Genomic DNA, 21,408 nt, shown 5'->3' with positions numbered 1-21,408 from the left:
CTGCGATCCACCGATGCTTGCGCGCACCCCACGCTATCCGATCCTGATGTATCACCAGATCCGCCCGCTCCCGCCGCCGACCGACCGACTGCGCAGCCTGAGCGTCGCGCCCGACGCGTTCCGCCGCCAGATGACCTTGTTCAGTCGGCTCGGCTACCGCGGGTTGAGCGTGCGCGAACTGCAGCCGTACCTGCGCGGCGAACGGCATGGCAAGGTCTTCGGCATCTCGTTCGACGACGGCTTTCTCAACGTGCTGACGCATGCGATGCCCGTGCTCGACGCGCTCGGGTTCACCGCGACCTGCTATTTCGTCGCCGGCCGGTTCGGCGGCGCGAACGACTGGGATGCCGGTGCGCCGACTGCGCGCTCGCCGCTGATGACGTGCGCAGACATGCTCACGTGGCGCGATCACGGCCATGAAATCGGCTCGCATACGCTCGATCATGTGGCCCTCTCATACGCGCCGTCACATGTATCGGCGTTTCAGTTGACCGAGTCGAAGCGGCAGCTCGAAATGCTGAGCGGCCAATGCGTCGAATCGTTCTGCTATCCGTACGGCGATCTCGACGCACGCGTGCGGGACCAGGTCATCGCCGCCGGTTACGGCAATGCGACGACGACCCGGCGCGGATGCGCCGGTGCGACCGACGATCCGTTTCTGTTGCCGCGGATTCCGGTCGCGGGTGGGGTCGGGGCTGCGAGGCTGTGGTTCAAGTGTGTGAAGGGGCGGGTTGCGGCGGGCGGGTAACCCTCGCCGTCAGATCGACGCGGTGAGCAGGAACCAGAGTCGGCCAGCGCGAATCGTCCTGCCGACCACAAGCCAGGCAACCCACAGAAAATGTAGATAAACTACAACCCACATATTCAGTTCCGCCATCAACACGCTCAAGTCAGATTTGGATAAGCACCCGAAATTCCCCCATATTCCGTCCTTGACCAGCCTGGCCGTCCGCGGTTAATGTCGAAAAACTACATGATCTAGCGGGCCATCCAGTTACGGATACTGGCTTGCTTCTTCGTGGGTTCGCTTCCGCTGAGAGCAGGACAGTAATTTCTTACACAAAGGAAAGGAATGCCCTTTGTCAGAAACCTGAGAGATGTCGAGAAAGACGGACTGCTTGTCGAATGGGGTCCGGCACAAGTCGTCGCTTGTTGACGGAAAAGGACGGCATGGGCTACGGCGTGTGCCATACGGTGGTGCGTGCGGGGACGGAATCGCTGCTGCAATGCCGCAACCATCTCGAAGCCTGTTATTGCATTGCGGGCGAAGGTGAGGTCGAGGACATGAACGGCAACGTCTTTCCGATCCGCCCGGGCATCGTCTACGTGCTCGATCAACACGACCAGCATTATCTGCGCGGCGGCAATGACGGGGATCTGGTGCTTGTCAGTGTCTTCAATCCCCCGCTCAAGGGACACGAACGGCATAACCCGGAATCTGCAGAAGCATCCAATTACTGAGGCCCGATACGCTCATTCCGGGAGGCCCCGGGGTAGCAGCCCTCCCGGCAACGTCCGCGGGAGCGCGCATGCATCGCGTGCTCCGCGCAAAAGAAAGGTGACCGTTCGTGCGTGCCCAGCATCAAGCCTTTTTTCATTCGCTTTTCCTTGCCCGCCTCGCCGACCAGATTCTGTTGTTTCTCGTGCCGCTGGTCATCTTCCAGATGACAGGACGCGTGTCCTGGTCGGGCATCGCGTTTTCGCTCGAAACACTACCGAGATACCTGTGCTTCCCGTTTCTCGGCGCGCTTTGCGACCGGTATTCGCCCACGAAGCTGATGCGCGTCAGTCAGGTTCTCCGCGCGGCGGTATGCGTCGCGGGCGTCGCCGCCTACGACCTCGTCGGCGGCATCGGATGGCTGATCGCGCTGTCCGCGTTGTGCGGCATGCTGACGAGTCAGGGCATCGTTGCGCGCGAGGTGATGCTGCCGCAGATATTCAGCAGCCATCGCTTCGAAAAAGTGCTGTCGTATTCGCAATTGGCCGATCAGCTTGGCCTGGTGCTTGGCCCCATGCTCGCGGCGATTCTGCTGTCCTGGTGGCGCTGGGAATTCGTCGTGGCGGCCGCGGCCGTGCTGTTCGTCACAGCCGACGTCGCGCTCGCCTATTGGCAAAAGGCCAGCGCGTTCGAATTCGCGATGCCGGAAGGTTCGCACGGCACCTGGTTCAAGCCGATCAAGACGGCCTTGTCTCACGTCGTCCATCTGCCGGGCCTCAAGTCCGTCATCATGCTGGCTGCCGCGGAGAACCTCGTGATCGGCGTCACGCTCGCGACATCCGCTGCGATGGTCACCGGCTTTCATCACGAAAGCGGACGCTATTATGCAGGACTGCAAACGGCAGGCGCATGCGTGACGATCGCGATTCTGTTGATGACGGCGAGGTTGCATGTCCCGCGGCGCATCCTCGGCCTCGTCGGCTTCGGTTCGATCTGCGTCGGCGGCGTGATCGCGGCAGCCAGCACCGGAATTGCGGGGTACGTTTTCGGCTTCCTGCTGATCGTCGGGTTCGACAAGATGTTCAACGTGTACATCCGGAGCACGCGGCAGAAGATCATCCCCGCGCGTGACTACGGCAAGACGACGGGCGTCGTCATCCTCCTCAACAACATGACACAGCCGCTCGCGGGCGTCGCGGTAGGCGTGTTCTCGACGCGTTTCGGACCAGACACGGTGATCATGGTGCTATCCGTGTGCATGGGTTGCCTCGGGTTGCTGGTCTCGCTCGCGCCCCGCGTTCGAAAAGACCACATCTTTTCTGGGAGCCCACACAAATAAACGGGCGCCTACCAAACTTCACCCCCTCCCCGTACCGGCATTCGTCAATTCAACTGTACCGGTACTGTACAGAAAACCGTCGCTACACTGACTCCATCCCAGCCTCGAACCCGAACGGAGAATCCGCGATGGAATTCCTCACCCTCAGCGCGCTGCCAGCCGGTATGCTGTTCGCGCTCGTCACGTCGATCACGCCCGGCCCCAATAACACGATGCTGCTCGCGTCCGGCGTCAACTTCGGGTTCCGCCGCACGATGCCGCACCTGTTCGGCATCAGCATCGGCGTCGCGATCCTGATGCTCTGCGTCGGCTTCGGTCTCGGCGAAGCGTTCCGTCGCGTGCCGGTCCTGTACACCGTCCTCGAAGCCGCGAGCGTCGCCTATCTGCTGTACCTCGCATGGCGCATCGGCACCTCCGGCGAAGTGAAGGCTCACGGCGCCAAGCCGCGGCCGATGACGTTCATCGAAGCCGCCGCGTTCCAGTGGGTCAACCCGAAGGCGTGGATGATGGTGCTGACCGCCGCGACGACGGTCCGCCTGTCCGCCGACTACGGAATGAACGCCGCATGGATGTCCGTCGTGTTCATCCTGATCGGCTTCCCGTGCATCTGCCTGTGGGCCGCGTTCGGCCAGGGCCTGCGCCGCTTCCTGTCGAATCCCCGCGCGCTGCGCGTCTTCAACGTGACGATGGCCGTTCTGCTGATCCTGTCGCTGTATCCGCTCGTCGCCCATCTGTTGCCGCAGTAAGCGCTCACAAGCGCCCGTTGAGCTTCACGTGAGGCAGGCGTACCCTTTCGATACGGGCGCGTGCAACCGCTTCGGCGGTTGCGCCGCTGCTCTGTATGGAGATTGCCGATGAAGCCAATGCTGAGAGCGGGCGAGCACATCGAAGGCATGCACTGGATCGCCGAATATCATCCGCTCACGCACGATATCCGCGTGCTGCGCGAGAACATCGAAGTCGGCACTTACTGTGCGCCGCCGACGCTGTTCGGCGACGAGGAGGAAATGGGCGCCGCGAACCACGACGATCATCGCCGCCGGGAAGCCGCGTTGCGCGCGTATCTGCGCAACTTCGTCAAGGAACACGACGCGGAAGAGTAACGGTGCGACCGCCGGAATGTCGACGGGCCGCGAAGGCGGCCTGGTCTGCTGTCGTGCGTCGGTCGATCTGCTTGCAACTGCCCCGAATCCATCATCACTGGGCCGGCACAACATACCGGCCCCCGGTCGCTCAATGCCCGAGCGACTCGATCTTCCCTGCCGGCTGCGCCACGCCATGCGGCCGCGCCAACTGCTTGATCAGCAGCGCGACACACGCGAGCACGCCCGCGACGGCGATCGTCGCGAACACGCCCGCGAACGAGAAATGCCGACGCGTCAGCTCGGCGACGAGGAACGACCCCGCGATCCCGCCAAAGCGGCCGACGCCGAGCATCCACGCGACGCCCGTGCCGCGCCCTTCGGTCGGATAGAACGCGGCGGCCAGCGCCGGCATCGACGATTGCGCGGTGTTCATCAGCACGCCGGCCACGAACACCACCAGCACCAGCAGCCCCACGTTGCCGGCCGCCTGCCCGATCGCATACACGCTCACCGCCGTCAGCGCGTAGCACACGGCGATCACGCGGTTTGCGTTGAAGCGGTCCATCAGCACGCCGCACAGCACGGCACCCACGCCGCCGAGCGGGAACAGCGCCGAGATCAGCGTCGCGCTCTTCGGCGTCAGGCCGGCATCCTTCAGCAGGATCGGCATCCAGTTGATCGACGCGTAGAAGATCACGAGGCCCATGAAGTACGCGAGCCACAGCATCACCGAGCCGACGATGTACGAGCGCGACAACACGACGCCGAGGCCCTTGCCGCCGGTCTGCGGCGCGGCTTCGGTCAGCGCGAACGAGCCGGCGTTCAGCGCGTCGCGCGAGATGCGAGCGAGCGTGGCGCGGATCTTGTCGATGCCCTGGCCGCTCGCGACCATGAAGCGTACCGATTCCGGCATCTTCAGCAGCAACAGCACGCCGAGCAGCAGCGGCGTCACGCCGCCGAGCACCAGCACGCTGCGCCAGCCGAAATGCGGAATCATCCACGCGGCGAGGAAACCGCCGAACGCGGCGCCGAGCGGAAAGCCGCAGAACATCAGGTTGATCACGGTCGCGCGGCGCTTGTCCGGGCAGAATTCGCCCATCATCGTGACCGCGTTCGGCATCGCGGCGCCGAGCCCGACGCCGGTGATGAAGCGCAGGATGGTCAGGTGTCCGATCGTGTTCGAGAACGCGGACATCAGGCATGCGACGCCGAACAGGAACACCGAGCCGAGCAGCAGCGAGCGGCGGCCGAGCCGGTCGGACAGCGGGCCCGACACGAGCGCGCCGCACGCCAGGCCGAACAGCGCGGCGCTCAACACGGGCGCGAGATCGGGTTTGGTGAGGTTCCATTCGCCGAGCAGCGACGGTGCGATGAAGCCGATCGCGGCCGTATCGAAGCCGTCGAGCAGCACGATCACGAAACACATGAGGAACACGAGCCATTGAAAGCCGCCGAACGGCTGCTCGTTGATGAAGGTCTGGACATCGACCACGGGTGTGCGGTTCATCGCTTGTCTCCTTGTCGGCCGGTGTGGGCGCGTCAGCGCTCGAACCGGTCGCATCCAACATTGATATATATGCAACAAGCGCGGCCTCGTGGCCGCGCCTTTCCTTCGTTCACGCGCCGATTCGCTGCCGGTGCGCTCGTTGATCGTCACGGCTCGCCAGCATCAGCGGCCGTGCGATCGGATCGCCGCCGGCACTCGGCCGGCCGTCTTGCGCGGCCCCGCCTAGGCGGCCCCATCCTGCTCTTTAAAGATCTTGTCCGCGAGATGGAACGCGGAATTCGCGGCCGGCACGCCGCAATAGATCGCGGTCTGCAGCAGCACTTCCTTGATCTCGTCGCGCGTCACGCCGTTGTTGCGCGCGGCGCGCAGGTGCAGCGCCAGTTCCTCGCCGCGGTTCAGCGCGACCATCATCGCGATGGTCAGCAGGCTGCGCGTATGGCGCGGCAGCCCGTCGCGGGTCCAGATCTCGCCCCACGCATAGCGCGTGATCAGGTTCTGGAATTCCTCCGTCACCTCCGTGCGGTTCTCGAGCGAGCGGTCGACGTGCGCATCGCCGAGCACCGCGCGGCGCACCTTCATCCCTGCTTCATAACGTTGCTGGTCGTCCATCGCAGGGCCTCACGCAGTCAGGAATTCGACGAGCGCACGGTTGAAACCGTCCGTGCACTCGATGTTCGAAATGTGCGCGGCGTCGAATTCGACATGCCGCGCGCCGGGAATCGCGGCAGCCAGCGCGCGGCCCTGGTCGGGCGGCGTCGACATGTCCTTGTCGCCGGTCACGACGAGCACCGGCAGCGCGATGCCCTTCACTTCCTCGCGCAGGTCGGCCGCGTTCAGCGCGTCGCAGTTCGCCGCATAGCCGTCCTTGTCGGTATGCACGAAGGTGTCGCGGATCGCGTCGAACAGGCGCGGCTCGCGCTCGACGAATGCGTCGGTGAACCAGCGCGGCAGCACGGCGCCAGCGAGCGCGGCCATCCCTTCGGCGCGCGCCTTCTGCGCACGCGGCACCCACACTTCCGGCGAGCCGATCTTGGCCGAGGTATTCGACAGCACCGCGCGCACGATGCGCGACGGGTAGCGCGCGGCGAGCGCGGCGCCCGTCAGCCCACCCATCGAGATCCCGCAGAAATGCGCGCGTTCGATGCCGACATGGTCGAGCAACCCGATCACGTCGCCCGCCAGTTGGTCGATCGTGTACGAGCCGGCCGGCGCGTCGGAATGGCCGTGGCCGCGCGTGTCGTAGCGCAGGACGTTGAAGTGCTGCGTGAGCGGGCGGATCTGCGGCGCCCACATCTGCAGGTCGGCGCCGAGCGAATTCGAGAAGACGAGCCACGGCGCGTCGTCGCGCGCGGCACGGTCGATCCGGTAATGCAGTTTCACGCCGTTGACAGTGGCGAAAGGCATCAATGTTCTCCTGGTTGTTTCGCGCCCGCGTGCAGCGCGAGCACGGCGTCGACGTAGGCCTGCGCCTCGCCGACGTAATGTGCGGGATCGAGCAGCCGCGCGAGCGCGTCGCGCGACAGGTGGGCCGATACGGTTGCGTCGGCCGCGAGCACGTCGAACAGCGTCGCGCCGGTGCGCACGGCTTCCTTCGACGCATGTTCGACGACGTGGTGCGCATCGAGCCGGCCGATCTTGTCGCCGAGCGCGAGCATCACCGCTTCGCCGAGAATCAGCCCGTGCGTGAGGTCGAGGTTCGCGGCGAGGCGTTCGGTGTTGACGTCGAGGCCCGCGACGATCTGCGCGACCTGCGCGAGCGCGCCGCCCGTCAGGCGGGCGAGATCGGGCAACGCGTCCCATTCGGCCTGCCAGCCGCCGAGCGCGCGCTCGTGCTCCTGCACCATCCCCGTGAACACGGTCGCAACGAGGTTCGGCGCACGCACGGCAGCCGTCAGCACGGCCGCGCAGCCGACCGGGTTGCGCTTGTGCGGCATCGTCGACGAGCCGCCCTTGCCCGCGGCCGCCGGTTCGCCGAGCTCGCCCACTTCGGTCTGCATCTGCAGCGACACGTCGCGCGCGATCTTGCCGAGCGTGCCGGTCAGCATGCCGAAGCACGCCGCGGCTTCCGCGATGCGGTCGCGCTGCGTATGCCACGGCACGGCCGGCAGCGCGAGATTCAGATCGGACGCGAGCGCGGCGCTCACGCCGGCCGCGTGTTCGCGCAGGCTCGCGAGCGTGCCGGCCGCGCCGCCGAACTGCAGCACGAGCAAACGCTCGCGCAACTCGGCGAAACGCGTGCGATGGCGCAGCAGCGCGTCGAGCCACTGCGCGAATTTGAGGCCGAGCGTGATCGGCAGCGCCTGCTGCAGCCACGTGCGGCCGATCATCGGCGTCGCGCGATGCGTGCGCGCGAGCGCCGCGAGCGACGCACAGGCTTCGTCGAGCATCGGCTCGAGCACGTCCAGCGTGTCGCGCAACTGCAGCACGGTCGCGGTATCGATGATGTCCTGGCTGGTCGCGCCCCAGTGCACGAACTTCGCGGCCTCGGGGTCGTCGGCCTTCACTTGCGCGGTGAGCTGCTTGACGAGCGGAATCGCGAGATTGCCGCCGAGCGCCGCGCCGTGCGCGAGCGCATCGGCGTCGAGCCGGCCGGCGTCGCACGCGCGTTCGATCGGCGCGACCGCGGTGGCGGGAATCACCTGCTGCGCCGCGAGCGCACGCGCGAGCGCGGCCTCGACGTCGAGCATGCGCTGGATCGTCGCGCGGGGCGACCAGATCCGGTTGAGCGGCTCGGTGCCGCAGATCAGGGAGGTCAGGCGGGCGCTGTCTTCGAGCATGGCATCAAGATGGGGAAACGGCGTGCGCCTATTGTCTACCCAAGCGTGCCGGCGTGCGCTCGAATGCGCGCACCGGCACGCTTGCCGTTCAGGCGGCGGCCTTCTGCGTCGCGTCGATCAGCGGCACGCCGGTCAGCTTCTGCAGTTCGTCGAACGACAGGTCGGTGAAGATCTCGCTCACCGCGAGGCCGTCGGCCGTCACGTCGAGCACGGCCAGATCCGTATAGATGCGGCTCACGCATTGCACGCCGGTGACCGGATACGAGCACTGCGCGACGATCTTGCTCTCGCCCTGCTTCGTCAGGTGCTCCATCATCACGAACACCTGCTTCGCGCCGATCGCGAGGTCCATCGCGCCGCCGACGGCCGGAATCGCGTCGGGCGCACCCGTATGCCAGTTCGCGAGGTCGCCGCTCGCCGACACCTGGAACGCGCCGAGCACGCAGTAGTCGAGATGGCCGCCGCGCATCATCGCGAACGAATCCGAGTGGTGGAAATACGCGCCGCCAGTGAGCAGCGTCACGTGCTGCTTGCCGGCGTTGATCAGTTCGTCGTCTTCCTCGCCGGGCGCGGGCGCCGGGCCCATGCCGAGCAAGCCGTTCTCGCTGTGCAGGAAGATCTCCTTGCTCGGGTCGAGGTGGTTCGCCACCAGCGTCGGCACGCCGATGCCGAGGTTCACGTACGCGCCTTCGGGGATGTCCTGGGCGACGCGCTTGGCCATTTCATCGCGGGTCAGTCGTTTCATGTCGATTTCCTGTCGACCGGAGTTGGCGCTTCAGCGCTTACTCCGGTCCCATACAAAGTTCCAGGCCGGTCAGGCGGCTTGCGATGCAGCGTGTTCGGCGGCCAGCTCGGCCGCGTGCGCGGCCTGCGGCACCTCGACGACGCGCTGCACGAAAATGCCCGGCGTCACGATGTGTTCCGGGTTCAGCGCGCCGAGCGGCACGACTTCCGACACCTGGACGATCGCGACCTTCGCGGCGCTGGCCATGATCGGTCCGAAATTGCGCGCGGTCTTGCGATAGACGAGATTGCCCCAGCGGTCGCCCTTGTACGCTTTCACCAGCGCGAAATCGGCGTGAATCGGCGTCTCGAACACGTACGGCTTTCCGTCGATCACGCGCGTTTCCTTGCCTTCCGCGAGCTTGGTGCCGTAGCCCGTCGGCGTGAAGAAACCGCCGATGCCGGCGCCCGCCGCGCGAATGCGCTCGGCGAGGTTGCCTTGCGGCACGAGTTCCAGCTCGATCTCGCCCGCGCGGTACAGCGCGTCGAACACCTGCGAGTCGCTCTGGCGCGGGAACGAACAGATGATCTTGCGCACCTTTTTCGCCTTCAGCAGCGCCGCGAGGCCCGTCTCGCCATTGCCCGCGTTGTTGTTGACGATCGTCAGGTCGCGCGCGCCCTGTTCGATCAGCGCGTCGATCAGCTCCGACGGCATGCCGGCCGTGCCGAAACCGCCGATCATGATTGTCGCGCCATCGTGGACGTCGGCGACCGCCGACTGAAGCGATTCGAAAATCTTGTTGACCATGTCTCTTCCTGATGCGAACCCGCGGCTCGTGCGCGGCCTGTCGAGGGGACACGCGCGTGCCGCGTGCCGCGCCGGAGGCCTTCGTCGACCCTCGGCATTTGTTCGCTAATCGAACCTAGATTCGATTAGCGAACGATGAGCCGATCATAGGGGCGCGCACAGCGCATTGTCAAGGCGGGTTCCCTCGGGGGCCGTCGCGTCTTCGAACGGCAGGCCGACGTAGTTTTCGGCGAGCGACTGCGCGGCGGCTCGCGAGCGCGTCACGTATTTCAGCTCGGCAAACTTCAGGCGATTGACGAACGGCGAATCGTCCGGCGACGCGTGCAACATGTTCGTCATGAAGTACGAGAAGTGCTCGGCGCGCCACACGCGTTCGAGGCAGGTCGCCGAATAGCGCTCGAGCGGCGTCGCGTCGCCCGTCCGGTAGCGCGCGCCCAGCGCGCGGGACAGCGCGCGGACGTCGGCCACCGCGAGATTCATGCCCTTCGCGCCGGTCGGCGGCACGATGTGCGCGGCGTCGCCGGCGAGGAACAGACGCCCGTGCTGCATCGTCTCCGACACGAAGCTGCGCATCGGCGTCACGCTCTTCTGCGTGATCCGGCCCTCGGTCGGCGTCCAGCCGGTGTCGTTCGAGAAGCGCGTGTGCAGCTCGTCCCAGATGCGCGCGTCGGACCATTGAGCGAGATCCTCGTCGGGCTTGCACTGCAGGTACAGGCGCGTGACCGTCGGCGAGCGCATCGAGAACAGCGCGAAACCGTTGTCGTGATGTGCGTAGACGAGCTCGTCGAGCGACGGCGCCGCGTCGGCGAGGATGCCGAGCCACGCGAACGGATAGACGCGCTCGAACGTCTTCAGCCGCTCGGCGGGAATCGTCTGGCGCGCGATGCCGTGGAAGCCGTCGCAGCCGGCGATGTAATCGCAGTCGATGCGGTCCGCACGGCCGTCCGCGTGCTTGAACGTGACGAACGGGTGCTCGCTTTCGACATCGTGCAGCGCGACGTCGCTGACTTCGAATTGCATCTGATGGCCGTGTTCGACACCGGCCGCGATCAGGTCGCGCACGACTTCGTGCTGGCTGTAGACGGTGATCGCGCGCCCGCCGGTCAGTTCGGATAGGTCGATGCGGTGCCGCTGGCCGTCGAACAGCAGCTCGATGCCGTGATGTTCGAGCCCTTCGCGGCGCATCCGGTCGCCGAGGCCGGCTTCGTTCAGCGTGTCGACCGTGCCCTGCTCCAGCACGCCGGCGCGGATGCGGTTCTCGCAGTATTCGCGCGAACGCGCTTCGACGAGGATCGAATCGACGCCTTGCAGGCGCAGCAGATGGGAAAGCAGAAGGCCGGACGGACCGGCGCCGATGATCGCGACTTGGGTGCGCATTGTTCGTCTCCAGAACATTGGTTCGAGTAATGAAACACATTTCAGCGCTTTCCCGACTATGCGGCAACGCGATTCAGGAGATATGTTGTATACGTTCTGGAGATACCGGCCCGGCGATGGATGCGCTCGATCTGAACCTGATTCCCTACCTCGTCGCCCTCGACGACGCTCGCAACGTGAGCCGCGCGGGCGACCTGCTCGGCGTGAGCCAGCCACGCGTGAGCACGGCGCTCGGCCGGCTGCGCGAGTACTTCGGCGATCCGCTGTTCGTGCGCACGTCGCGCGGGATGGAGCCGACGCCGCGCGCGCTCGCGTTGCTGCCGGCCGCCCGCGACGCGCTCGCGCAGATCGAGCGCGGCCTCGTCGCGCCGCACGATTTCGATCCGGCCGCGAGCACGCATACGTTCTCGATCGCGCTGTCGGACGTCGGCGAGATCGTGTTCCTGCCGAAGCTGCTGCAGGCGTTCGCGACGCATGCGCCGCACGCGAACCTGCGTTCGGTCTCGCTCGCGCACGACGAAGTCGGACGCGGCCTCGAGGCCGGGTCGATCGATCTCGCGGTCGGCTACTTCCCCGATCTCGACGGCAACAACTTCTTCCAGCAGCGGCTGTTCACGCACCGGTTCGTCTGCCTGATGCGGCGCGGCCATCCGTTCGAGCAGACGCCGCCGTTCACGGTCGAGCAGTTCCTTGCGTGCGGACACGCGGTGGTGCGCGCCGAGGGCCGCAGCCAGGAGGTGCTCGAGAAATATCTGGCGAAGCAGCGCATGCAGCGCCGCGCGGTGCTCGAGACGCCGCACTTCATGAGCCTGCCGTTCATCCTGAGCCGCACCGATCTGATCGCGACGGTGCCGCACGCGATCGGCTATGCGTATGCAGCCGAGCACGCGTTCATCGTGCCCGTCGAGCCGCCGCTCGCGCTGCCGCGCTTCGACCTGAAGCAGCACTGGCACCGCAAGTACCACAACGACCCGCGCACCGCGTGGCTGCGCGGCGTCGTCGCGTCGCTGTTCAACGACGAGCAGGACGAATGGCCGAAGTGAAGAAGCACGCGCGGCGGCCCGCACGCACGACCGGCGAAAGCATGAAACAATGCCCGGATATCGGCCGCCGCAGGCGGCCTTCGATGGAGCCACTAGATGGGTAAGGGAAAGAAATCCGCGCAGCCCGAGGCGGTCGCCTCCCGGCCGAGCCGTGAAGAAGCCGAAGACGCCGTGCGCGTGCTGTTGCGCTGGGCCGGCGACGATCCCGCGCGCGAAGGCCTGCTCGACACGCCCGCACGCGTCGTGCGCGCATACGAGCAGTTCTTCGCCGGCTATGCGCTGGAGCCGCGCGACATCCTCGCGCGCACGTTCAGCGAGGTCGACGGCTACGACGAAATGATCGTGCTGAAGGACATCCGCTTCGAGAGCTACTGCGAGCATCACATGGTGCCGATCATCGGCCGCGCGCACGTCGCGTATCTGCCGAACCATCGCGTCGTCGGCATCTCCAAGCTCGCGCGCCTCGTCGACGCATTCGCGAAGCGCCTGCAGATCCAGGAAAAGATGACCGTGCAGATCGCCGACACGCTGTTCGACGTGCTGCAGCCGAAGGGCGTCGGCGTGATCCTCGAAGCCGCGCACCAGTGCATCTCGACGCGCGGCGTGCACAAGCCGGGCGTCGAGATGGTCACGTCGCGCATGCTCGGCACGTTCCGCACCGATCCGTCGACCCGTCGCGAATTCCTGTCGATCGTCGCGAATCCTTCCTCGGTCAACCTGACGAATACCTGATGGAGCAGACGAAGCAAACGGCGCACGCGCCCGTCGTGCTCGTGACCGGCGCCGCACGCCGGGCCGGGCGCGCGTTCGCCGAGTATTTCGCCGCGCACGGCTATCGCACCGCGGTGCACTACGACCGTTCGGCCGATGCCGCGCAGGCCGCCGCCCGCGCGATTGCCGAACGCGGGCACGATTCGGCGGCGCTGCGGGCCGACCTGTCCGATGCCGCGCAGATCACCGCGCTGATCGACCAGGTCTACGCGCGCTTCGGGCGTCTCGACGTGCTGGTCAACAACGCGTCGGTGTTCTGGCAGGACCATTTCCCGAGCTTCGATCTCGCGGCGTTCGACCAGGCATGGGCCGTCAATTGCCGCGCGCCGATCCTGCTCACGCGCGCGTTCTACGAGCGAGCCCGCGCGGCCGGCACGCAGGGCGTCGTCGTGAACGTGGTCGACCAGAAGATCAAGGAAAACTTCCACCGCGACCATTTCAGCTACACGGTCGCGAAGGCCGCGCTCGGCAACCTGACGCAGATGCTCGCGCTGTCGTCCGCGCCGGTGCTGCGCGTGAATGCGGTATTCCCGGGGCTGATGCTGCCGAGCGATGACCAGACGCAAGCCGACTTCGAACACGCGAGCCGCGCCTCGACACCGCTCGCGCGCATCGCGGGCCCCGACGACGTCGCAAGCGCGATCCTGCTGCTGACGGGCAATGCGTACAACGGCGTGGATTTCGTCGTCGATGCGGGCCAGAACCTGATCCGCGTCGACCAGGACGTGCTGTACAAGCACCGCTCGCCGGACGGCAAGCACTGACGCATGCGGCGCGCGCCGGGGAACCGGGCGCGCCGCCCGCCGCGTTACGGCTTCTCGGCGCTCCCGCCTTCGCGGACCTTGCCCTGCGCGACGCTCGTGCCGGGCGGCACGCTGTGCGTGAGCCACACGTTGCCGCCGATCACCGAGCCGCGCCCGATCGTCACGCGGCCGAGAATCGTCGCGCCCGCATAGATCACCACGTCGTCCTCGACGATCGGGTGCCGTGCATTGCCCTTCACCAGCGCGCCTTCGCCATCGGCCGGGAAGCTCTTCGCGCCGAGCGTGACGGCCTGGTACACGCGCACGCGCTCGCCGATGATCGCGGTTTCGCCGATCACGACACCGGTGCCGTGGTCGATGAAGAAGCTCGGGCCGATCTGCGCACCCGGATGGATGTCGATACCGGTGGCCGAGTGCGCGATTTCATTGATGAACCGCGCGAGCAACGGCACACCGAGTTGGTGCAGCGCGTGCGCGAGCCGATGGTGCATCATCGCGAACACGCCGGGGTAGCACAGCAGGATCTCGGTGATGTGCTGCGCGGCCGGATCGCCCGCGTACGCGGCCTGGATGTCGCTGACGAGCAGCGCGCGGATCGCCGGCAACTGCCGGCCGAATTCGCGCGCGATCTCGAACGCGCGTTCGTCGAGCTCGGCGAACGGCGTATCGACGTGCTGGGGCAGGAACGGCAACGCGCGGCGGATCTGCTCGGACAGGATGCGCAGCGTGCTTTCGAGCGTGTGGCCGACGTAGTAGTCGACGCTTTCGTCGGTCAGGTCGGGCGCGCCGTAGTGCGTCGGAAACATCGACGCGCGCAGGCCGGTCACAATCTTGCAGATCGCATCGCGCGACGGCAGTTCGCGGATGCCACGCGGATGGCGCGTGCGATGGAGTTCCTCGCGCGATTCGCGCAAGCCGGCGACGATTTCTTCGAGGCCCCACTGACGGGCGGCTGATGTCGACATAGGCCAAAGCGGGCAGCCGCGCTCGGTCGCGCGGCCGCTAATAAAGTGACGGGTTCCGCAAGATTACCGCGTTTTTTGTCCGCGAGCGGCACCCCGGGGATCGGCCGGACGGCCGACGCCGTACGCGCGCGACGGCATCACATCGAGATGCTGCTCGCGTCGATCCAGCGCACGGCCCAGTCGCGCGCGTGCGCGATCGCGTCGCCTTCGTCGTTGAACTGGAGCTCGATCGGGAAAAAACGGTTCGCCACGAGTTCCCCGTCGCTCGATCGGGAGATCACGACGTAGGGCTTGAACGAACCGTCACTGGCGCGTGCGGGCGCGCAATTCAACAGATAACCGCGGTGCGTGAAGGCAGTAGTCGCTTGCATGAGTCCGCCACCTCTAGTCCCTTGCTTTGTTGTTCGCTACCCGTCTTTGAGGGTGCTGCGGCGCCCCGGCGCGGGCAGAGGCGGCGAGACTTCATCCCCTGTCGCCGCTTCGCAGGAAAAGAATCATACTCTGTAGGAAACGCGTCTTCTAGCTGAAATAAATCATGACAAATCAGTGCGCGCCGCGCGACCGCGGCGATCGCCCGCGCGCCTTTTCCCGTCGTGCCCGGAACGGGATTTGCTTCGATCCGGAGCGTGTCGCCGCCAGGAGAGCCGCGATGGAATCCTCCGCTCAAACAGGCCGTGCGCATCCGCGCAGCATCGAACTCGACAACGACGCCACCCACGACAGCACGGTCGATACCGACGGCAAGAACCGCGAAGCCGCGCGCGTCGCCGGGGCCGGGCCGATCTCGCCCGACCAGGTCACGCGCAGCAATGCGTCGCTCGTCAATGCGATGCCGGAAGCCGGCGACGGCCTCGCCGGTTTCGACAGCCGCCCCGACGGCAACCATCCGGCGTTCGCGTTGCGCGCCGGCTACGTGGTGATCGAGAAAGGCTTCGACACGCCGCCCGCGGGCGACGCGCCGTTCGGTCCCGTGCACCGGATGTACGGCAGCGCGTACTGGCCCGGCCACGGCCGCCGGCCCGAGCGCGTCATCGAGCTGACGGCCGTGCCGAAATAGCCGGCGCGGCGTTTGAATCGATCGTTCGTTTGGGAATCGCCGTCGACCGCTGGCGGCGATCGACGGCGGTGCATTGGCGCGTGCGACCGGACCGCGCGCCGATACTCGCTCGCACGATGCCGAAGTGAACGATGCCGCGCATTGGCATCGGCCTTCGCAATTCATGCATGCCGCGCATCGCATCGACGCACATGCATTGACCGAAGTCATGGCGCCCCGGCGCGATTGCGATTGAATGGCGATACGTGCGGCGCATCGGCGTGATCGCCGTGCCGGGTCGATGCGCGCGCATGCGTTTTCGCCAATGAGGCGGCCACCGCATGTCCGTTCACGAACTGAACAGGGACAGCGCGGCACGCGACACCTCGCTGCACGATCGTGCACGTTGGTTTACTCTGCCTCGCAGCATCGCGCATTGCCCGGCCCGATCGGCCATCCGGCCGACTTCGTTCCAACCCGCCACTCGGAGACACTATGTACAAGCGTATTCTGGTTGCCGTCGACGGCAGCGACACGTCCCGCCACGCGTTCGACGCCGCGCTGGCGCTCGCGAAAGCGCACGGCGCGGAGCTGCAGCCGTTCTACGTCGTCGAGAACGCCGCGATCTACTACAACGTGCCCGGCTACGATCCGTCCGTGCTGCGCGATCAGCTCGTCGCACAGGGCAACGCGCTCGCGCAGGATTTCGCGAAGCGGATGCAGGCCGCCGGCGTGAAAGGCGAAACGCGGCTGAACGAAGCGACGTCGCTCAACGACGTATCGTCGCTGATCCTCGACGGCGCGAAAGCGTTCGGCGCCGATCTGCTCGTGCTCGGCACGCACGGCCGCCGCGGCTTCCGCCGCCTCGTGCTCGGCAGCATCGCCGAACAATGCGTGCGCCACGCGACGCTGCCCGTGCTGCTGATCCCGGCCGCCGCCAACGCGGATGAGCCGGCTGCGTGAGCGGCGTTCGGCACGCGCGGCCGGTCGCGACGTTTTGTCACCCGACAGCGGCAACTTGCGGTGGGACAATGATTTCGTCGATTCAACGCCGGAGTAAACGATCATGCTGACGCCCGTCGCCACCCGCCCCGCCGCCACGGCCCATACCGGTAGCTGGGCTCCCCGCCAGGCCGCACACTGCTCGTCGTGCGCGATGCGGCACCTCTGCATGCCGCAGGGCCTGGCGCCCGAAGCGCTCAGCCGCCTCGAGTCGGTCATCTGCGCGGCTCGCCCGGTCAAGCGCGGCGAAGCGCTGTTTCGCGAAGGCGACGCATTCGACAACCTGTACGCGGTGCGCTCGGGTTCGCTGAAAACCGTCGCGACGCGCCACGACGGCCGCGAACAGGTCACGGGCCTGCACCTCGCCGGCGAAGCGCTCGGCCTCGACGGCATCTGCGACGATACGCACCCGCGCACCGCGGTCGCGCTGGAAGACAGCTCGGTGTGCGTGATTCCGTACAGCGCGCTCAAGGCGCTGTGCTCGGAAGCCGGCTCGATGCAGTTGCGCATGCACAAGCTGATGAGCGAACAGATCGTGCGCGAAACGTCGCAAACGATGCTGCTCGGTTCGCTGAACGCCGAGGAGCGCGTCGCCGCTTTCCTGCTCGACGTCTCGTCGCGCTACCTGAAGCGTGGCTACTCGCCGTCGGAATTCAACCTGCGGATGACGCGCGAGGACATCGGCAGCTATCTCGGCATGACGCTCGAAACGGTCAGCCGCACGCTGTCGAAATTCCAGAAGCGCGGCCTGATCGAAATGCAGGGCCGCCACGTGCAGATCGTCGACTTCGACGGCCTGCAGCACGTCTGACGCCGCCGCTCAATCGAGAAACAGCGCGGCACGCGCCTTCAGCGCCGCGCTGAAATCGTCGAGCCAGCCGATCGACAGACGCCAGCTCTGCCAGTACAGATCGATGTCGATGGTTCGCCCGCGCGACATGTCGATCAACTCGCCCGCCGCCAGTTGGCGGTCGACCATCCGGTCGGGGCACATCCCCCATCCCAATCCCGTTTCGCACGCGCGCAGGTAACCCGCGACGTGCGGTATCCAGTGCTGCGGCGGATCGAGATCCGCGCGCGTCACGCGCCGGATGAAACGCGCCTGCAACCCGTCCTTCGGATTGAACATCACGCACGGCGCGCGGCGCAGCGCATCGCGCGTGATCCCCGCGTCGAAATAACGTGCGTAAAACGCCGGCGAGCACACCGCGCGATAGCGGATCCGCCCGAGCCGCTCCGACCGGCACCCCTGGATCGGCTCGGCCTGTGCGGTCACCGCCCCCTGCACGCTGCCGTCGCGAATGCGCGACGCCGTGTAATCCTGATCGTCGATCACGAGGTCGAGCAGCGTCTCGCGCGCCGTGCAGAACGGCCCGACCGCGTCGATGAACCACGTCGCGACGCTGTCGTCGTTGACGGCCACGCGCAACGTCGGCCACGCGCTCGCGATCTGGCCCGGCAATGCCGGCATCCGGCCGCCCAGTTCGGCTTCCAGCAACTGCACGCGTTCGGTATGCCGGCACAGCAGCGCGCCCGACGTGGTCGCGACACACGGCTGCCCGCGCTTGACGAGCACGCTGCCGACCCGCTCCTCCAGCAGCTTCACGCGCTGCGACACGGCCGACGGCGTGACGTTCAGCTCCTTGGCCGCCCGCTCGAACGAGCCGTGCCGGATCACGGCCGCGAGGGCATCGAGCAACGCGTAGTCGAGCATTAGATTTCCTTAATCCGCATTAGGTGATTTAGCTTCTCTTATTTCCGTGCTGATCGCAGACTACCGCTACCCGATTCGTTCGTCCACTGCTTCCACGGCTTTCCCCCCCAATCATGAACTGGCTCGCTTTTTCCCACGGCGCCGCACTGTGCGCGTCGCTCATCGTCACCATCGGCGCGCAGAACGCGTTCGTGCTGCGCCAGGGCATCATGCGCTCGCACGTCGGCAAGATCGTGCTGCTGTGCGCGGTGTCCGACATGATCCTGATCGGCGCGGGCGTCGGCGGCGCATCGGCGCTCGTCGAGCGCTATCCGACCTTCGTTCATGCGGTGCTGTACGTCGGCCTCGCGTACCTTGCGTGGTTCGGCATCAACGCGCTGCGCCGGGCGTTCAAGCCGGGCCACGACACGCTCGACGTGCGCGGCGACGCGGTCGCGCCGCCGCCGCAGGGCGCGCTCGCGATCGTGCTGATGACGCTCGCGTTCACGTGGCTCAACCCGCACGTGTATCTCGACACGTTCCTGCTGATCGGCACGGCCGGCGCGCGCGAGCCGGAAGGCGCGCGGCTCGCGTTCGCGATCGGCGCGATGACGGTCAGCGTCGTGTGGTTCCTCGGGCTCGGCTATGGTGCGCGATTGCTGGCGCCGTGGTTCCGCAAGGCGGTCGCGTGGCGCGTGCTGGATGGCGCGATCGGCGGCATGGTGCTGTTTCTCGCGGCCGTGCAGTTGCGCTGACCGAACCGTCCCGCGCACGGGCGGCGGTCTGCCGCCCGTCTTTCCCCCGCTCCGCCGTAATACCGGGGCAGTCCGCCCCCTTCCGTCGCGCACCCGTCGCAAAAAATTCGCTCCCGATCGAACGCAGCCGCACGGAGCGCTCACGCAGCGGACACGGTATCCGCCATCTGCCGCAAACCGTCCACCATCGCGGCGGCGCGCCGCCTGCACGAATCGAAGCGATCGGCGAGAATGTCCGGTGTCCCGCGACCATGGCGGAACCGCACCGCGCACCCTGCCGTCCCGCCGCGATCGCTTCGACCCATCCCGCAGTTCAATCCCGTTACCCGCAGTTATCGGAGAGGAACATGGCACATCGCACCCTCGGCACATCCAGCATCCAGGTTTCGCCGCTCGCGTTCGGCGGCAACGTCTTCGGCTGGACCGTCGATGAAAACGCATCGTTCGCGTTGCTCGACGCGCTCGCCGACACCGGCATCAACTTCATCGACACGGCCGACGTCTATTCGGCGTGGGTTCCCGGCAACCACGGCGGCGAATCGGAAACGATCCTCGGCAAGTGGCTGAAGCGCTCCGGCAAGCGCGAGCAGGTCGTGATCGCGACCAAGGTCGGCATGCTCGGCGCGCGTGCCGGGCTGTCGAAAGACAACATCCTGAAGGCTGCCGACGATTCGCTGCGCCGCCTGCAGACCGACTACATCGACCTGTATTTCTCGCACCGCGATCTCGCCGACACGGCCCCGCTCGAAGAAACGCTCGGCGCGTATCAAACGCTGATCGAAGCGGGCAAGGTGCGCATCATCGGCGCGTCGAACTACAGCGGCGCACGCCTGCGCGAAGCCGCCGCCATCAGCGCGCGCGACGGGCTGCCCGCGTATCAGGTCATCCAGCCGGAATACAACCTGCTCAACCGCGCCGACTACGAACGCGATCTCGAACCGGTCGTGCGCGACCTGAAGCTCGGCGTCGTCAACTACTACGCACTGGCGAGCGGGTTCCTGTCGGGCAAGTATCGCAGCGCGGCCGACCTGAAGAAGAGCGTGCGCGGCGATCGCGTCGCCGGCTATCTGAACGAACGCGGCCTGCGCATCCTCGCGGCGCTCGACGCCGTGTCGGCGAAGCACGGCACGCAGCCGGCCGCGATCGCGCTCGCATGGCAGATCGCGCGGCCGACGATCACCGCGCCGATCGCGAGCGCGACGTCGCTCGAGCAGCTCGAACTGCTCGGCGAAGCGATCCGCGTCAAGCTCGATCAGGACGACATCCGCCAGATCGACGAAGCCAGCGCGCCGTGAGTCCGTGGCGGCGGCAGGCAGACCGGGAAAACGGCGTTGCGGTTCTGCGGCCTGCCTGCGATGCGCGCGGGATGGATACAATGGCGGACATCCGATGGCCGCGCAGCTCGATCGGGATTCTTCGCGCCGAATCCACGTCGCATAAAAAACCACCGATGATCCACCTCGCCCGCCGCTCCCGGCATGCCCGTCCGCTCGCCGCAACGATTGCCGCGCTGCTCGCCTGCGCACCGGCCGTGTCGTTCGCGGGCTGGTACGAAATCGCGAACTACACCGGCACAATCGGCAACGCGCCGGTGCACGTGTCGCTGCAGACCTACGACACCCTCAACCGCAACGACGCGGGCCGCTGGCGCGTCGACGGCAGCTACTACTACGACACGCATCGCAAGCCGATCCCGCTGCGGGGCCAGCGCGAGTCCGACGGCCGCCTGACGCTGTGCGAAGCCTCGTCGCCCGCGTCTAACGCCGACTCGCCGGTCGTGCCGGCCGCGTCGCCGTCACGGCCGAAGCCCTGCCCGATCGTGCTGAACGTCGTCGGCAAAACGGCGACCGGCACGTGGGACGACGGCCGCAACGCGCTGCCGATCACGCTGAGCCAAGGCGGGCGGCTGAACGACACCGACGACCGGCACCCGCAGCTCGACGGCAGCGTCGATATCCCGATGTGGTATCGCACCAAGACGCACATGCTGGTCGGCGTCTACGCGCTGTCCGACAAGTGCGGCGTGGCGATGCAGTCGCTGCGGGCCGTGAACATCGCGACGGGCCGCGTCGATCGCACGATCGCGCTCGACTGCGACGCAGGCATGGTGATGACGTCGATCTACGCGAACGTCGCCGACGCACAGCGGCCGGGCCACGTGAGCGTCGAGTTCCGCGGCGGCAAGATGGGCTACACAGAGGACGTGCCGCTCGGGTTGCCGTCGTCTTCATCGAAGTCGAAGTAAGCCGGCAACGCCTGCCCCAAAGCCGCATACGCGTCTTGACTCGCACGGCCGCTTTCGTTGACCTGGACGGACATCGGCCA

General features: G+C 66.7%; 25 protein-coding genes. 14 read left to right on the top strand and 11 right to left on the bottom strand.

The window, feature by feature from the left end; all coding sequences use genetic code 11:
• Positions 1–13: 13 nt before the first annotated feature.
• The 5 genes from CFB35_RS28930 (at position 14) to CFB35_RS28910 (ending at position 3,880) form a co-directional block, all read left to right on the top strand.
• Positions 14–748 carry a polysaccharide deacetylase family protein gene (locus CFB35_RS28930; protein WP_059581267.1) on the top strand — a complete coding sequence of 245 codons (735 nt, stop codon included), beginning with the start codon at positions 14–16 and terminating at the stop codon, positions 746–748.
• Positions 749–1,149: 401 nt separating this feature from the next.
• Positions 1,150–1,461 carry an ectoine synthase gene (locus tag CFB35_RS28925; RefSeq protein ID WP_230951176.1) on the top strand — a complete coding sequence of 104 codons (312 nt, stop codon included), beginning with the start codon at positions 1,150–1,152 and terminating at the stop codon, positions 1,459–1,461.
• 107 nt (positions 1,462–1,568) lie between these two features.
• Positions 1,569–2,777: an MFS transporter gene (locus CFB35_RS28920; RefSeq protein WP_089465890.1), complete on the top strand. Its 1,209-nt coding sequence runs from the start codon at positions 1,569–1,571 to the stop codon at positions 2,775–2,777.
• 128 nt (positions 2,778–2,905) lie between these two features.
• A complete protein-coding gene (locus CFB35_RS28915; protein ID WP_059581272.1) occupies positions 2,906–3,523 on the top strand; it encodes a LysE family translocator in 618 nt (205 codons plus the stop codon).
• A 108-nt stretch (positions 3,524–3,631) separates the two neighbouring features.
• Positions 3,632–3,880 (top strand): hypothetical protein, encoded by a 249-nt coding sequence (locus CFB35_RS28910; RefSeq protein ID WP_059581274.1) that lies wholly within the window; start codon positions 3,632–3,634, stop codon positions 3,878–3,880.
• A gap of 130 nt (positions 3,881–4,010) precedes the next feature.
• Here the strand turns inward: CFB35_RS28910 and CFB35_RS28905 are convergent, their stop codons facing one another.
• The 7 genes from CFB35_RS28905 to pobA form a co-directional block, all read right to left on the bottom strand.
• Positions 4,011–5,369: an MFS transporter gene (locus tag CFB35_RS28905; protein ID WP_059581277.1), complete on the bottom strand. Its 1,359-nt coding sequence runs from the start codon at positions 5,367–5,369 to the stop codon at positions 4,011–4,013.
• Between the two features lie 222 nt (positions 5,370–5,591).
• The gene (gene pcaC, locus CFB35_RS28900) at positions 5,592–5,978 is read right to left on the bottom strand and encodes a 4-carboxymuconolactone decarboxylase (RefSeq protein WP_059581279.1); all 387 of its coding nucleotides are present in this window, start codon (positions 5,976–5,978) and stop codon (positions 5,592–5,594) included.
• A gap of 9 nt (positions 5,979–5,987) precedes the next feature.
• The gene (pcaD, locus tag CFB35_RS28895) at positions 5,988–6,773 is read right to left on the bottom strand and encodes a 3-oxoadipate enol-lactonase (protein ID WP_059581282.1); all 786 of its coding nucleotides are present in this window, start codon (positions 6,771–6,773) and stop codon (positions 5,988–5,990) included.
• Positions 6,773–8,146, bottom strand: coding sequence for a 3-carboxy-cis,cis-muconate cycloisomerase (locus CFB35_RS28890; RefSeq protein ID WP_059581285.1), 1,374 nt, complete (start codon positions 8,144–8,146; stop codon positions 6,773–6,775). Before CFB35_RS28890 ends, pcaD begins: the two co-directional genes overlap by 1 nt.
• Positions 8,147–8,234: 88 nt before the next feature.
• A complete protein-coding gene (locus tag CFB35_RS28885; RefSeq protein ID WP_059581289.1) occupies positions 8,235–8,891 on the bottom strand; it encodes a CoA transferase subunit B in 657 nt (218 codons plus the stop codon).
• 69 nt (positions 8,892–8,960) lie between these two features.
• Positions 8,961–9,677 carry a 3-oxoacid CoA-transferase subunit A gene (locus tag CFB35_RS28880; protein WP_034205770.1) on the bottom strand — a complete coding sequence of 239 codons (717 nt, stop codon included), beginning with the start codon at positions 9,675–9,677 and terminating at the stop codon, positions 8,961–8,963.
• A 144-nt stretch (positions 9,678–9,821) separates the two neighbouring features.
• Positions 9,822–11,054, bottom strand: coding sequence for a 4-hydroxybenzoate 3-monooxygenase (pobA, locus tag CFB35_RS28875; RefSeq protein WP_059581292.1), 1,233 nt, complete (start codon positions 11,052–11,054; stop codon positions 9,822–9,824).
• 116 nt (positions 11,055–11,170) lie between these two features.
• On the opposite strand from pobA, the gene CFB35_RS28870 reads away from it, so the two are divergent.
• From CFB35_RS28870 to CFB35_RS28860, 3 genes are all read left to right on the top strand, one after another.
• Positions 11,171–12,097: a LysR family transcriptional regulator gene (locus CFB35_RS28870; RefSeq protein WP_006482291.1), complete on the top strand. Its 927-nt coding sequence runs from the start codon at positions 11,171–11,173 to the stop codon at positions 12,095–12,097.
• Between the two features lie 96 nt (positions 12,098–12,193).
• Complete coding sequence (folE, locus tag CFB35_RS28865; protein ID WP_059645050.1) at positions 12,194–12,829, top strand: GTP cyclohydrolase I FolE; 636 nt, start codon at positions 12,194–12,196, stop codon at positions 12,827–12,829.
• Positions 12,829–13,632, top strand: coding sequence for an SDR family oxidoreductase (locus CFB35_RS28860; RefSeq protein WP_089465889.1), 804 nt, complete (start codon positions 12,829–12,831; stop codon positions 13,630–13,632). Before folE ends, CFB35_RS28860 begins: the two co-directional genes overlap by 1 nt.
• 44 nt (positions 13,633–13,676) lie before the next feature.
• Here CFB35_RS28860 and epsC read toward each other — a convergent pair whose 3' ends face one another.
• Both epsC and CFB35_RS28850 read right to left on the bottom strand, forming a co-directional pair.
• A complete protein-coding gene (gene epsC, locus CFB35_RS28855) occupies positions 13,677–14,597 on the bottom strand; it encodes a serine O-acetyltransferase EpsC (protein ID WP_089465888.1) in 921 nt (306 codons plus the stop codon).
• Positions 14,598–14,734: 137 nt separating this feature from the next.
• On the bottom strand, positions 14,735–14,968 hold the full coding sequence (locus tag CFB35_RS28850) for a hypothetical protein (protein ID WP_006480138.1): 234 nt from the start codon (positions 14,966–14,968) through the stop codon (positions 14,735–14,737).
• Between the two features lie 278 nt (positions 14,969–15,246).
• Here CFB35_RS28850 and CFB35_RS28845 point away from each other — a divergent pair, with 278 nt between their 5' ends.
• Entirely contained in the window at positions 15,247–15,654 is a 408-nt protein-coding gene (locus CFB35_RS28845; protein WP_059581302.1) for a DUF3005 domain-containing protein, read from the top strand.
• Here the strand turns inward: CFB35_RS28845 and CFB35_RS35140 are convergent.
• Positions 15,626–15,946: a hypothetical protein gene (locus CFB35_RS35140; RefSeq protein ID WP_179231805.1), complete on the bottom strand. Its 321-nt coding sequence runs from the start codon at positions 15,944–15,946 to the stop codon at positions 15,626–15,628. The two genes, CFB35_RS28845 and CFB35_RS35140, sit on opposite strands and share 29 nt — an antisense overlap.
• A 182-nt stretch (positions 15,947–16,128) precedes the next feature.
• On the opposite strand from CFB35_RS35140, the gene CFB35_RS28835 reads away from it, so the two are divergent.
• Together CFB35_RS28835 and fnr are read left to right on the top strand one after the other, a co-directional pair.
• Positions 16,129–16,596 carry a universal stress protein gene (locus CFB35_RS28835; RefSeq protein WP_059581304.1) on the top strand — a complete coding sequence of 156 codons (468 nt, stop codon included), beginning with the start codon at positions 16,129–16,131 and terminating at the stop codon, positions 16,594–16,596.
• Positions 16,597–16,699: 103 nt separating this feature from the next.
• Positions 16,700–17,446, top strand: a complete 747-nt coding sequence (gene fnr / locus CFB35_RS28830; RefSeq protein ID WP_059581308.1) for a fumarate/nitrate reduction transcriptional regulator Fnr — start codon at positions 16,700–16,702, stop codon at positions 17,444–17,446.
• Positions 17,447–17,455: 9 nt separating this feature from the next.
• On the opposite strand, the gene CFB35_RS28825 is transcribed toward fnr, so the two are convergent.
• Complete coding sequence (locus CFB35_RS28825) at positions 17,456–18,349, bottom strand: LysR family transcriptional regulator ArgP (protein ID WP_059581311.1); 894 nt, start codon at positions 18,347–18,349, stop codon at positions 17,456–17,458.
• A gap of 113 nt (positions 18,350–18,462) precedes the next feature.
• On the opposite strand from CFB35_RS28825, the gene CFB35_RS28820 reads away from it, so the two are divergent.
• The 3 genes from CFB35_RS28820 (at position 18,463) to CFB35_RS28810 (ending at position 21,328) form a co-directional block, all read left to right on the top strand.
• On the top strand, positions 18,463–19,083 hold the full coding sequence (locus tag CFB35_RS28820) for a LysE/ArgO family amino acid transporter (protein ID WP_059581314.1): 621 nt from the start codon (positions 18,463–18,465) through the stop codon (positions 19,081–19,083).
• 347 nt (positions 19,084–19,430) lie between these two features.
• Positions 19,431–20,378: an aldo/keto reductase gene (locus CFB35_RS28815; protein WP_059581317.1), complete on the top strand. Its 948-nt coding sequence runs from the start codon at positions 19,431–19,433 to the stop codon at positions 20,376–20,378.
• A 155-nt stretch (positions 20,379–20,533) separates the two neighbouring features.
• The gene (locus tag CFB35_RS28810) at positions 20,534–21,328 is read left to right on the top strand and encodes a hypothetical protein (RefSeq protein WP_059581320.1); all 795 of its coding nucleotides are present in this window, start codon (positions 20,534–20,536) and stop codon (positions 21,326–21,328) included.
• The last annotated feature ends 80 nt before the right edge of the window (positions 21,329–21,408 follow it).

Origin of the sequence: Burkholderia sp. AU16482, from assembly GCF_002223285.1 — a bacterium.
GTDB lineage: Bacteria > Pseudomonadota > Gammaproteobacteria > Burkholderiales > Burkholderiaceae > Burkholderia > Burkholderia semiarida.
This window is presented reverse-complemented; position numbering and strand designations above follow the sequence as displayed.

Coding starts and splice junctions, on each gene's coding strand:
- CFB35_RS28930 (WP_059581267.1), top strand. CDS start 14: ATGCTTGCGCGCACCCCACGCTATCCGATCCTGATGTATCACCAGATC.
- CFB35_RS28915 (WP_059581272.1), top strand. CDS start 2,906: ATGGAATTCCTCACCCTCAGCGCGCTGCCAGCCGGTATGCTGTTCGCG.
- CFB35_RS28910 (WP_059581274.1), top strand. CDS start 3,632: ATGAAGCCAATGCTGAGAGCGGGCGAGCACATCGAAGGCATGCACTGG.
- CFB35_RS28905 (WP_059581277.1), bottom strand. CDS start 5,369: ATGAACCGCACACCCGTGGTCGATGTCCAGACCTTCATCAACGAGCAG.
- pcaC (WP_059581279.1), bottom strand. CDS start 5,978: ATGGACGACCAGCAACGTTATGAAGCAGGGATGAAGGTGCGCCGCGCG.
- pcaD (WP_059581282.1), bottom strand. CDS start 6,773: ATGCCTTTCGCCACTGTCAACGGCGTGAAACTGCATTACCGGATCGAC.
- CFB35_RS28890 (WP_059581285.1), bottom strand. CDS start 8,146: ATGCTCGAAGACAGCGCCCGCCTGACCTCCCTGATCTGCGGCACCGAG.
- CFB35_RS28885 (WP_059581289.1), bottom strand. CDS start 8,891: ATGAAACGACTGACCCGCGATGAAATGGCCAAGCGCGTCGCCCAGGAC.
- CFB35_RS28880 (WP_034205770.1), bottom strand. CDS start 9,677: ATGGTCAACAAGATTTTCGAATCGCTTCAGTCGGCGGTCGCCGACGTC.
- pobA (WP_059581292.1), bottom strand. CDS start 11,054: ATGCGCACCCAAGTCGCGATCATCGGCGCCGGTCCGTCCGGCCTTCTG.
- CFB35_RS28870 (WP_006482291.1), top strand. CDS start 11,171: ATGGATGCGCTCGATCTGAACCTGATTCCCTACCTCGTCGCCCTCGAC.
- folE (WP_059645050.1), top strand. CDS start 12,194: ATGGGTAAGGGAAAGAAATCCGCGCAGCCCGAGGCGGTCGCCTCCCGG.
- CFB35_RS28860 (WP_089465889.1), top strand. CDS start 12,829: ATGGAGCAGACGAAGCAAACGGCGCACGCGCCCGTCGTGCTCGTGACC.
- epsC (WP_089465888.1), bottom strand. CDS start 14,597: ATGTCGACATCAGCCGCCCGTCAGTGGGGCCTCGAAGAAATCGTCGCC.
- CFB35_RS28850 (WP_006480138.1), bottom strand. CDS start 14,968: ATGCAAGCGACTACTGCCTTCACGCACCGCGGTTATCTGTTGAATTGC.
- CFB35_RS28845 (WP_059581302.1), top strand. CDS start 15,247: ATGGAATCCTCCGCTCAAACAGGCCGTGCGCATCCGCGCAGCATCGAA.
- CFB35_RS35140 (WP_179231805.1), bottom strand. CDS start 15,946: ATGCGCGCGCATCGACCCGGCACGGCGATCACGCCGATGCGCCGCACG.
- CFB35_RS28835 (WP_059581304.1), top strand. CDS start 16,129: ATGTACAAGCGTATTCTGGTTGCCGTCGACGGCAGCGACACGTCCCGC.
- fnr (WP_059581308.1), top strand. CDS start 16,700: ATGCTGACGCCCGTCGCCACCCGCCCCGCCGCCACGGCCCATACCGGT.
- CFB35_RS28825 (WP_059581311.1), bottom strand. CDS start 18,349: ATGCTCGACTACGCGTTGCTCGATGCCCTCGCGGCCGTGATCCGGCAC.
- CFB35_RS28820 (WP_059581314.1), top strand. CDS start 18,463: ATGAACTGGCTCGCTTTTTCCCACGGCGCCGCACTGTGCGCGTCGCTC.
- CFB35_RS28815 (WP_059581317.1), top strand. CDS start 19,431: ATGGCACATCGCACCCTCGGCACATCCAGCATCCAGGTTTCGCCGCTC.
- CFB35_RS28810 (WP_059581320.1), top strand. CDS start 20,534: ATGATCCACCTCGCCCGCCGCTCCCGGCATGCCCGTCCGCTCGCCGCA.